6 protein-coding genes are annotated in these 12,773 nt (G+C 40.1%); all 6 read right to left on the bottom strand.

Going from position 1 to position 12,773, the window contains the following annotated elements:
- Positions 1–63 precede the first annotated feature (63 nt).
- The 6 genes from rpoC to adhP all read right to left on the bottom strand — a co-directional run bounded on the left by rpoC (position 64) and on the right by adhP (position 12,748).
- On the bottom strand, positions 64–3,699 hold the full coding sequence (gene rpoC / locus H5S39_RS07450) for a DNA-directed RNA polymerase subunit beta' (protein WP_182596565.1): 3,636 nt from the start codon (positions 3,697–3,699) through the stop codon (positions 64–66).
- A 43-nt stretch (positions 3,700–3,742) separates the two neighbouring features.
- On the bottom strand, positions 3,743–7,357 hold the full coding sequence (gene rpoB / locus H5S39_RS07445) for a DNA-directed RNA polymerase subunit beta (RefSeq protein ID WP_182596566.1): 3,615 nt from the start codon (positions 7,355–7,357) through the stop codon (positions 3,743–3,745).
- Between the two features lie 226 nt (positions 7,358–7,583).
- On the bottom strand, positions 7,584–8,186 hold the full coding sequence (locus H5S39_RS07440; protein ID WP_182596567.1) for a TetR/AcrR family transcriptional regulator: 603 nt from the start codon (positions 8,184–8,186) through the stop codon (positions 7,584–7,586).
- Positions 8,187–8,469: 283 nt separating this feature from the next.
- Positions 8,470–10,959: an ATP-dependent Clp protease ATP-binding subunit gene (locus tag H5S39_RS07435; protein ID WP_182596568.1), complete on the bottom strand. Its 2,490-nt coding sequence runs from the start codon at positions 10,957–10,959 to the stop codon at positions 8,470–8,472.
- Positions 10,960–10,973: 14 nt separating this feature from the next.
- Positions 10,974–11,441, bottom strand: coding sequence for a CtsR family transcriptional regulator (locus H5S39_RS07430; protein ID WP_182596569.1), 468 nt, complete (start codon positions 11,439–11,441; stop codon positions 10,974–10,976).
- Positions 11,442–11,719: 278 nt separating this feature from the next.
- Entirely contained in the window at positions 11,720–12,748 is a 1,029-nt protein-coding gene (gene adhP, locus H5S39_RS07425) for an alcohol dehydrogenase AdhP (RefSeq protein WP_153930140.1), read from the bottom strand.
- Positions 12,749–12,773 lie beyond the last annotated feature (25 nt).

The following is a 12,773-nucleotide window of genomic DNA, read 5'->3' as shown; positions in this document are numbered from 1 at the left end:
AATCACCTCATCTAAATAAAAAAGGCAATGGTACCAATCGGTCAACCATCGCCTTTTTTTAATTTAGTTTTGCTTATCTTCTTCTTTTAATTTTGCCTCAATGTCTTTAATTGAGTAAGCAGCAACACTAACTTCTTTTGGCTTGATATTCCGATAAGCACTCATACCAGTACCTGCAGGAATAATCTTACCAATAATAACATTTTCTTTCAATCCAACTAATGGATCATTCTTACCACGAATAGCTGCATCAGTTAATACCCGTGTAGTTTCTTGGAATGAAGCTGCTGATAAGAAACTATTAGTTTCAAGTGCAGCCTTAGTAATACCAAGAATAACTGGGCGTGCCGTTGCCGGAATGTTTCCAGCAATTAATGTATCCTTATTAGCATCACGGAATTGACTAATATCCATTAACTGACCAGGTAATAAGTCTGTATCACCAGGGTCCATTACCCGAACTTTACGCATCATTTGCCGGATCATAATTTCAACATGCTTATCCAGCAAATCAATACCCTGCATACGGTAAACACCTTGAACTTGAGCTAGGAGGTACGTTTCTGTTGAAAGCACATCACGAACTTGAATTAATTCTTTAGGATCAATTGACCCTTCATTCAATGGTGCACCTCGGTGAATAAAGTCACCCTCAGCAACTTTCATCCGTGCGGTAATTGGTAATGTGTATGTCCGCGTATCAGTTTCACCCTTAATAGTGACGTCTTTAGTCCGTTCAGCTGGATTTTCTTCAACGGATACTACCTCACCAGTAACTTCAGTGATAGTTGCGCGTCCTTTAGGATTACGTGCTTCAACAATTTCTTGAATACGAGGAAGCCCTTGAGTAATATCATCGTTCCCAGCAACCCCACCAGTGTGGAAGTTACGAAGAGTCAATTGTGTACCAGGTTCACCAATTGATTGAGCAGCCACAGTACCTACCGCTTCACCAGCTTCTACACGGTCACCGGTTGCAGCGTTACGTCCATAACAACGTTCACAAACACCATGTTCAGTGTTGCAAGTAAATGCTGAACGAATAGTTACTTTCTTAACACCGGCGTCAACGATCTTTTGTGCCATCTCTTCATCAATAAGAACATTCTTATCGACAATCTTTTCACCAGTCTTAGGATCAAAGACAGACTTCATGGTATACCGACCCATAATCCGATCGTAAAGTGGTTCAATCATTTCATTACCATTCGTAATAGCTGTAACCTCAAGACCACGGTCAGTTCCACAATCCTTTTCACGAACAACAACATCTTGTGCAACATCAACAAGACGACGGGTTAAGTAACCTGAGTTAGCAGTCTTTAGGGCGGTATCAGTCATACCTTTACGAGCACCGTGTGATGAAATAAACATTTCCAACACAGAAAGTCCTTCATAGAAGTTGGACTTAACAGGTAACTCCATAATCTTACCGTTTGGTGATGCCATCAATCCACGCATCCCAGCTAACTGAGTAAAGTTTGAAATGTTACCACGAGCACCAGAGTCAGACATCATGTTAATTGGGTTATGAATATCCATGTGTTCAATTAACTTGTTTTGAACTTCATCTTTAGCATCGTTCCAAGCACCGATTACTCGTTCATACCGTTCGTCATCTGTAATTAAACCACGACGGAACTGCTTAGTAATAAGAGCAACTTGCTTTTGCGCTTTTTCGAGAATCTCTGGCTTTTCTGGTAAATCATGAATATCAGACATTGCAGTTGTTAATCCAGAAATAGTTGACTCATAGTATCCCAAGTCTTTGATCCGGTCTAAGAACTGGGAAGTCTTTGTAACCTTATAACGCTTGTAAACTTCAGCAATTAAGTCTGATAAGAAGCCCTTCTTAAATGGTGGAACTAACGGAGCATTTTCTAAGTACTCATGAATGTCTTCACCAGGTTCCAAGAAGAAACGATCATCAACACCATTTTGAATATTTGCATCAGTAGGTTCATTGATATATGCAAAATCCTTTGGCATGATCCGGTTGAAAAGAAGTTTTCCAACAGTTGTTACCATAATCTTGTTACGTTGTTCATCAGTAAATGGTTTATCAGGGAATGCAGATACCTGAACACCTACCCGCGTCTGTAATGAAACATAGTCATTACGATATGCAAGTTCGGCTTCGTCGGTATTCTTAAAGATCATTCCTTCACCTTCACGACCCTTATCTTCAGTGGTCATGTAGTAGTTACCGATAACCATATCCTGTGATGGCGAAACAATTGGTTCACCATCACGAGGACTTAGAATATGGTGAGCAGCGAGCATTAGTAGCCGTGCTTCTGCTTGCGCTTCATCAGATAATGGAACGTGAATAGCCATCTGGTCCCCATCAAAGTCAGCATTGTATGCAGAACATACTAATGGGTGCAACCGCATTGATTTACCAGAAACTAAGATAGGTTCAAAGGCCTGAATTCCTAAACGGTGCAAAGTAGGTGCCCGGTTTAGGAGAACTGGGTGTTCCTTAATAACGTCTTCTAGTACATCGAAGACATCATCATCACTGCGGTCAATTTTACGTTTAGCTGCCTTAACATTTGCTGAGAGACCACGCTTAACTAATTCGTGCATGATGAATGGCTTGAATAATTCAAGAGCCATTGGAACAGGAAGTCCCATTTGGTTTAATTTCAATGATGGACCAACATCGATAACTGAACGACCAGAGTAGTCAACCCGCTTACCAAGTAAGTTTTGACGGAAACGTCCTTGCTTACCTTTAAGTAAGTGTGATAGAGACTTCAATGGACGATTACCAGGTCCAGCAACAGGACGACCACGCCGCCCGTTATCAATCAATGCATCAACAGCTTCTTGTAGCATCCGTTTTTCATTTTGAACGATAATACCAGGGGCTTGCAGTTTAAGAAGCCGTTTCAACCGGTTGTTACGATTGATAACCCGCCGATATAAATCATTTAAATCAGATGTTGCAAATCGTCCACCTTCAAGTTGAACCATTGGGCGCAAATCAGGTGGCATAACTGGAATTACATCCATAACCATCCACTCTGGCTTATTACCAGACTTAATAAATGCTTCAAGAATATCAAGACGACGAATAGCTCGAGTCCGCTTTTGACCGGTAGCTTCTTTTAATTCTTCCTTTAATTCAGCAGCTTCTTTATCTAAGTCAACATCTGCCAAAAGTTTTTGGATAGCAGCAGCACCCATTTCAGCTTTAAAACGGTCACCGTATTCTGCTTTCTTATCACGATATTCTGCTTCTGTTAAAAGTTGCTTCTTTTCAAGAGGTGTATCACCTGGATCAAGAACAACATATGAAGCAAAGTAAATAACTTCTTCAAGTGAACGTGGACTCATATCGAGAACAAGTCCCATCCGGCTTGGGATTCCCTTAAAATACCAAATGTGAGATACAGGAGCAGCTAACTCAATGTGTCCCATTCGTTCACGACGAACTTTTGCACTTGTAACTTCAACACCACAACGATCGCAAACACGACCTTTGTAACGGATACGTTTGTACTTTCCACAAGCACATTCGTAATCCTTGGTTGGGCCAAAGATTCTTTCGTCAAACAGACCTTGCTTTTCTGGCTTTAACGTCCGATAGTTAATCGTCTCAGGCTTCTTTACTTCACCATATGACCAACTACGGATCTTATCTGGAGATGCCAGACCGATCTGCATACTTTCAAATTTATTGACATCAATCAAAGGATGTTCCTCCTTATTTCAGTAAACCGTAGCAACCTAAATATTAATTTTGATTAGTCTTGTCATCGGTAGTTGCAGAAGTTGCTTCAGACTTACCATCTTCATTATTCTTTTCGTCTGCTTTGTGTTGCTCTGCGTACTTAGCTAAAGCATCCACATTAACAACTTCATCATCATCTTCATCCATGTTCTTCAATTGAATTTCCTTGTTATTTCCATCAAGAACCTTCATGTCAAGTCCTAATGCCTGCAATTCTTTAACAAGAACACGGAATGATTCTGGAACACCTGGCTTAGGAATTGGTTGACCGTTGATAATTGCATCGTATGTCCGCACACGACCCACTGTATCATCTGACTTATAAGTAAGGATTTCTTGAAGGGTGTAAGCTGCACCATATGCTTCAAGAGCCCAAACTTCCATTTCACCAAACCGCTGTCCACCGAACTGAGCCTTACCACCTAATGGCTGTTGAGTAACAAGAGAGTAAGGACCAGTTGAACGAGCATGAATCTTATCATCAACCATGTGGGCTAACTTAAGATAGTGCATTGAACCAACAGCAATTCGGTTTTCAAATGGTTCACCAGTACGTCCATCGTAAAGAATTGTCTTTCCATCTTCTGGGAATCCTGATTCTCTAACAGCATCCCAGACATCCTTGTCTGAGGCACCATCAAATACTGGAGTGGCCATGTGAATACCAAGACGTCGAGCAGCCATTCCTAAGTGCAATTCAAGAAGCTGACCAATATTCATACGACTAGGCACACCCATTGGACTAAGCATAATGTCAATAGGAGTACCATCTGGCATATATGGCATATCTTCTTCCGGAACAACAATTGACACGGTACCCTTGTTACCATGACGACCAGACATCTTATCCCCAACCTGGATTTTACGCTTTTGTGCGATATATACACGAACCATTGTATTTACACCAGGAGCTAATTCATCACCGTTTTCACGAGTAAACACTTTAACATCCTGGATAATACCGCCACCACCATGAGGGACACGTAAGGATGTATCACGAACTTCGCGTGACTTTTCACCAAAGATCGCATGGAGTAACCGTTCCTCAGCGGATAATTCGGTCATTCCTTTTGGTGTAACTTTACCTACCAGAATATCACCATCATGAACTTCAGCACCAACACGTACAATCCCATCTTCATCAAGGTCTTTCAACGCATCGTCACCAACATTTGGAATTTCCCGTGTCATTTCTTCAGGTCCAAGCTTGGTCTCACGTGCTTCTGACTCATATGATTCAATATGGATAGATGTATAAACATCATCTTTTACTAACCGTTCATTAATAGCAATGGCATCTTCGAAGTTATATCCTTGCCATGTCATAAATGCAATTAATGGGTTTTGTCCAAGGGCTAATTCACCTTGTTCCATTGATGGACCATCAGCTAATACATCATCTGCATCAACATGTTCACCAACTTTAACAATTGGTCGTTGGTTATAGTTTTTACCACCGTTTGACCGACGGAATTTCATTAACTTATAAGTATCTAAAGTACCGTCTTCTTCACGAATACGAACTTCACGAGCATCAACATATTCAACTGTACCAGGCTTTTTAGCAATCAAAGCAACCCCAGAGTCATGGGCAGCCTTGTAGTCAATACCGGTACTTACCAAGGGAGCATGTGGATTGATTAACGGAACTGCTTGCCGTTGCATGTTGGCACCCATTAAGGCACGATTTGAGTCATCGTTTTCAAGGAATGGAATACAAGCAGAGGCCACAGAAACAACCTGCTTAGGAGAAACATCCATGTAATCAACGTTATCTACACTAGTTTCAATGTAGTCATCCTTATCACGGGCCATAACTTGGTCGTCAACAAAGGATCCGTCATCGTTTAATGGGGTGTTAGCCTGCGCAATAATAAAGTTATCTTCTTCGTCGGCAGTTAGATAATCAATCTTGTCCGTAACTTTGTGATCTTTCCATGAAACACGGCGGTATGGAGTTTCAATAAATCCATACTTATTTACACGAGCATAGGAAGATAGGCTGTTGATCAATCCAATGTTAGGTCCTTCTGGAGTTTCAATTGGACACATCCGACCATAGTGGGTATAGTGAACATCCCGCACTTCATATCCAGCACGATCACGAGTCAAACCACCAGGTCCAAGGGCTGAAAGACGCCGTTTATGCGTTAATTCACCCAGTGGGTTAGTCTGATCCATGAACTGGGAAAGCTGAGATGAACCAAAGAATTCCTTGATAGAAGCAACTACTGGTCGAATATTAATCAATTGTTGTGGTGTAACAGTATCAGGATCTTGAATTGACATCCGTTCACGAACAACACGTTCCATTCGAGCAAGACCAATCCGGAATTGATTTTGAAGTAATTCACCAACTGAACGAATACGACGATTACCCAAGTGGTCAATATCATCTGTAGTGCCAATGCCTTCTTGCAAGTTGAAGAAGTAGTTCAAGGAAGCAAGAATATCAGCAGGTTCAATGTGCTTGTATTCTAATGGAATATGACCATTACCAATGATAGGAACAACACGATCAGGATCTACCTTTGAGTAAACTAAAATCTTTTGTAATTTAACCGGTTCAGTTACAACTGCTTCATCAGATGGAGTATAAGTAATCGTCTTGAAGTCATCACGATCCAAGTAAGGTTCAAGCTTCTTGAGCAATTCCTTAGTAACCGTATCACCTTTTTGTGCTAACACTTCACCAGTATCTGGATCAGCTAAGGTCTCAGCTAAGGTCTCCCCAAGCAACCGGTATTTAAGCATTAACTTCTTATTAGTCTTGTAACGACCAACTGGAGCCATATCATAACGCTTTGGATCAAAGAACCGTGCTGTTAAAAGACTTCTTGCAGAATCAGCCGTCTTTGGTTCGCCAGGACGAAGCCGTTCATAAATATCCTTTAATGCTTCTTCAACTCGTGAGTCTTCAGCATTCTTATGAACATCCTTGTCTAAGGTTAGTGATAATGTCTCACTATCACCGCCAAACATATCAATGATTTCATCATCAGATCCGAAACCAAGGGCACGAATTAACTCGGTCATTGGCAATTTACGAGTTCGATCAATTCGTACATATGATACATTTTTAGCATCAGTTTCATATTCTAGCCATGCACCACGGTTAGGAATAAAGGTTGCCCCATAGTTTGGCCGACCATTTTTGCCGTCCTCTTCACTATAATAAACACCTGGTGAACGAACCAATTGTGAAACAATTACTCGTTCTGCCCCATTAATAATGAAAGTACCTTGGTCAGTCATTAGTGGGAAATCACCAAAGAACACATCCTGAGACTTTATTTCCCCAGTCTCATGGTTAGTTAACCGTAATGTAACATGAAGTGGCGCTGAGTAATTAGCATCGTGTTCACGAGCTTCATCAACAGTGTACTTAGGTTCTAAAAGTTGATAGTCAACGAATTCTAGGGAAAGCTTACCTTGGAAATCGTCAATTGGCATAATATCATCAAACATTTCCCGTAAACCTTTATCCATAAACCAATTGTAAGAATCGGTTTGAATTTCAATAAGGTTAGGCAATTCGAGAACTTCTTTAATTCGCGAGTAGCTACGACGGGTACGGTGCTTACCGTATTTAACTAAATGTCCAGCCAAACTGTTCACCTCTCTAATTTATTCCGCGAGTCCATTTAAATGTTACATTTTGATTACAATTTGCATAAAAAGCAACTTTTGAGCAAAAAAAATCCAAAAACAGTTAATTAACTGTCTTTGGCTTTTATGCAGAACCTAATGGACAATAGATCACCAGGCTCAAATGAACTCACAATTACATACTACTTTAGTATAGTGGTTCTATTTAATTTTGTCAACACTTTTTATAGTTTTTTTAGCCTTTTCCACCCCAGTTTGATAGGCCGTTGATAATGCAGTCAAGAATTAATTGATCGCGTTGCTCTGGGGTAATTGAGTGACCACCGATCAATTGCGAAGTACCAAAGATTGGCGTTAGACCAGCAATAAATAATTCAGCGGCTTCTTTAGGAAGAATATCCGGACGCAATTCCACTTCCGGTTGACGGAAAAATGCCGCAATCGGCTCTAAGTAATCCATCGTAAATATCATATTAAGCTTTTGCTGTGCACTCTTTGATAGCAACCGCATTGCTTGATTATATTGATCGTAAATGCTTAACGGATGGTGTTTCTTTAGTGCCTTTGTAATTTGCCATAGTTGTTCGTTAGGCGTTAAATCATGTTTTCTCATTACCTTATTAATGTCCTGACGTACTTTACCACACAAATTAGTCATAACATCAAGGTATAGAACTTCCTTATCACTGAAGTGGTGATATAGGGCTGGCTGTGTTATTCCAATTTGCTTTGCAATATCACGAGTTGATGTTTCACCAAAACCCTTTTGTAAAAATAATTTAGTTGCGGTTTTTAAAATTGCTTGTCTTGTCTTTTCTAATTGTTCCGCACGCTTCATTTAAAGTTCATCCCCTAATTTGTTATTAATTATCTGATAAACACATTATAAGACTATAACTTATCTTTTGACAACTGTTTTAGAAAAATAATTACAAAATGTGATAAACGAATATTTACCAATATAATTTTCACGTTATCAGTAGAGAACAAATTCGAATTAATTGTATATTTAATTCACTTAAATAATACGTTTATTAGGAGAATAATTTCGGCCTAATAACACCGTGAATATAATAAAGCAGTAATCACCTTATACAGAACAGGCAATTACTGCTTTAAAATCACTTATTTAAATTTAATTCAACGGCTTTATTGTCATCTGCTTTTTTTACCTTAAAAGTAATTTTGCCGTGATGAGCTCCTACTGTTACATCATCGCCAACGTTTATCTCACCGTCAAGAAGGCCTGTACTTAGGTCATCTTCAATGTGGTCTTGGAGAGCACGGCGTAACGGTCTTGCACCATAAGAAGGGTCATAACCTAACTTGGCAATCAAGTCGATTGCTGCCGGGGTAACTTTTAAGTTGATTCCCTGCTCACTTATCCGCTTATTTAAATCAGCAACCATTAATTTCACTATTTGATGAAGCTCTTTCTTTTGTAATGAGTGGAAAATGATAGTCTCATCAATTCGGTTCAAAAATTCTGGGCGGAAATAAAGCTTCATTTGTTGTTTAATTGCCGCCGCCATCGCATTATAATCTTGCGACATATCTTTTGCACCAAAACCAACCTCTTTTTCATCTTGAAGCTGAGTGGCCCCAAGATTAGAGGTCATGATAATAATTGTGTTTCTAAAATCTACTTTTCGCCCCTTGGCATCAGTTAAATAGCCATCATCTAATACTTGTAACAAGAGATTAAAAACATCCGGATGAGCTTTTTCGGCTTCATCTAATAGCACTACAGAATACGGATGTTGACGGACTTTTTCAGTCAACTGACCACCTTCATCATAGCCAACATACCCAGGAGCAGCCCCGATTAACCGACTTGTGCTATATTTTTCCATATATTCAGACATATCAATCCGAATCATATTATCTTCTGACCCAAACATAGCTGCAGCCAGTGCCTTAGCTAATTCTGTTTTACCAACACCAGTAGGTCCTAAGAACATAAAGGAGCCAATCGGTCGCCGGGGATCTTTTAGCCCGCTCCTAGCACGGCGAATTGCTTTAGCAACTACAGATACTGCCTCATTTTGACCAATCACACGCTGGTGCAGCACCTTTTCAAGATTGACTAACCGTTCACTTTCGCTTTTCTTTAGTTGCGTTAACGGAACACCAGTCCATTCGGCAACAACTTGAGCAATATTTTCCCCATTAACTTTAAGTTTATAATCATGAGAATCTTTCTTTTGCTCACGCAGCTCTTGACGATCAAGTTTGTCTTTTACTGCCAATTCTTGTTGTCGTAAAGTTGCTGCCTTATCAAAGTCTTGATTATCAATTGCCTCTTCTTTTTGTGCCCGCAATTCTTCTAATTGGTTAGCTAATGATGGCTGCCGATTCTTTTTATCTTCAGCATCAATTCGAACCATCGCCGCCGATTCATCAATAAGATCAATTGCCTTATCAGGTAAGAATCGGTCTGAAATATAACGATCAGATAACTTTACTGCTTGTTCCAAAGCCTCATCTGTAATTTTAGCATGGTGGTGCTCTTCATATTTTGGCCGTAAACCACGTAAGATTTGAAGTGTCTGGTCGGTGGTCGGTTCGTCAACCTGAACCGTTGCAAAACGGCGCTCAAGAGCAGCATCTGATTCAATATACTTTTGATATTCATCAAGAGTAGTAGCACCAATTGTCTGCAATTCACCACGCGCCAGTGCCGGTTTTAAAATATTAGAAGCGTCAATTGCACCTTCCGCTCCTCCAGCACCAATTAATGTATGCAGCTCATCAATAAATAAAATAACGTGACCATCTGCTTGAATTTCATCAATAACTTTTTTAAGACGGTCTTCAAACTCTCCACGATATTTAGTACCGGCGACCAATGATCCCATGTCTAGCATCATTAACCGTTTATTAGCTAACTCTGCGGGAACTTTTCCTTCAACCATCCGTTGAGCCAAGCCTTCTGCAATTGCTGTTTTACCTACTCCCGGCTCACCAATCAACACTGGATTATTCTTAGTTCGGCGACTAAGGATTTGCTCAACACGTTTTACTTCCTTATCTCGTCCAATGACCGGATCTAGCCGACCGTTACGAGCAAGCTCTGTCATGTCTCGAGCAAGCTTATCCAATGTTGGCGTGCCCGTCTTTGAATTACGCCGATTTTGTTGGCGAGGATTAGAACGCTGTTGATTATCTGCTATTCCTAGCCGGCGTAAAATGACTTTTCTCATTTGACGCGGAACAATATCTAAACTATATAAAATGCGTGAGGACAAAACACTCTCGTCAGCAATTAATGCCAACAATAAATGTTCAGTTCCAATTTTTAACGCGTGCATTTGCTGAGCTTCTCGACCAGCTAATGATAAGACTTGCTTTGCTTTAGGTGAGTATGGCAAATAGTCAGAAACTCCTAAGTTTTCCATCGTACCGTAGCCAATCAACCGTTCGATCTCTTCTCTAATGTCATCACTTGTTATTGAGAATTGTTCAAAAATTTTATTTGCAATTCCATCCTTATCCATCGAAAGAGCAAGTAAAAGGTGTTCTGTACCTACAGCTTGGTGTTTGAAATATTTTGCCTGTTCTTGTGCAATTGCTAAAACATGTTTTGCACTAGGCGTGAACATATTATCCATATACATTCCCCCTTCTAACTCTCATAACGCAAACGATTTAAAAATGATATTAAAATTCGCGCACGAAGTCGATCTTCAGCCTTACTATCATCAAGTGCTAAGGTCTGCTTAGAAAGTGCGACTAACATTAAATCTCCTTCACGTCTGGTAATTACTTTTTCTTCATATAATGTCTGAACGATGTCAAAAGCGTCTCGTTCACGAACTGAATCGCCAATTGCTTGGATAAGTGAGTTTAGCACACTTACATCATCAAGTAAATTAACTCGTTCAATTCTAATATAACCGCCACCGCCACGTTTACTTTTAACTAAGTAACCATTTTGGATAGTAAATCGCGTCTTAATCACGTAGTTAATTTGAGACGGCACAACATCAAAATAATTTGCTATCTCAGAACGGCGAATCTCAATTTGCGCTGAGTCACCGAGAATTTCTTTTAAGTATGCTTCGATAATATCTGAAATACTTTTATTCTCCATTATATCACCTCGGCTTTTTTTGACTAATCTTGACCATTATTTTACCACACTTTCTACTAATCGCCTACTTTCAAGATTATCGTTTATAAAATAATGAAGAATACTGTAACATGAGTACTTTTACCAAATCGAGAGAAGAATACTACGATACATAAATGAGCTCCAGTGTCGGCAAAGCCAAACTCTGGAGCTCTATTTATACTCGTGGCGGGTGGGAAGTAAAGTCATAATTGACTACTATCACGCCCCCATTGGAGAATTAATATGAATTATTTTTATTAATCGTTATCGTTGTGAACAAAATCAACAACATTACGTCCAACAACCTTGTTATCCTTAAGTTCTTGAATCATATCATTAATTTCACTTAACTTACGAGTGTGAACAATTGGATGAACCTTACCTTCTGCACCAAATTGGAAACATTCAGCTAAGTCTTGACGGGTACCAACTAATGAACCAGCAACAATAATACCATCAAGAACCGTCTTAGCAATGTTAAGCTTCATATCACCTTGTGGAAGGGCAACGGCAACCAGCTTACCATCTGGGCGAAGTGAATCAACAGCCTGATCAAAAGCAGCAGTAGTAACGGCTGTAACAACAGCAGCGTGAACACCGCCAACCTTTTCTTGAATTTGTTGATCAACATCACCGTCATGACGGTTGATTAAAATTTCGGCACCATTTTCCTTAGCAGCTTGAAGCTTGTCAGGGTTACCATCAACGGCAATAACATGTGCACCGAATACATTGTGGGCAAATTGAATACCCAAGTTACCTAAACCACCGGCACCAACAATAGATACCCATTGACCTGGCTTGATGTCAGCAACCTTCAAAGCCTTGTACATAGTAACACCGGCACAAGTTAATGAAGTAGCCTCAACAGGATCAAGACCTTCTGGAACCTTAACAGCATAGTCAGCAGGAACAATACATTGTTCTGCCATAGCACCATCAGCGGTGTAACCAGCATTAAGAACGTTCCGACAAAGTGTTTCACGACCTGTTAAACAGTATTCACAGTGTCCACATCCCTTGAAGAACCATGCGATTGATACACGGTCGCCAACCTTCAATGAAGTAACACCTGGAGCAACTTTAGATACACGACCAACACCTTCGTGACCAATAATCCGACCTGGCTTTTTACCAAAGTCACCAGCAGCACAGTGCAAATCAGTATGACATAAACCACAATATTCCATGTCAACTAATGCTTCACCTGGCTTTAAGTCCCGGAGTTGAACATCCTTAACAGTAACGTATCCATCTACTGGATCATTAATTACAGCAGCCTTCATAAGGTAAGATCTCCTTTAATAAAAC

The sequence above is a fragment of the Limosilactobacillus rudii genome (genome assembly GCF_014145455.1).
GTDB lineage: Bacteria > Bacillota > Bacilli > Lactobacillales > Lactobacillaceae > Limosilactobacillus > Limosilactobacillus rudii.
This window is presented reverse-complemented; position numbering and strand designations above follow the sequence as displayed.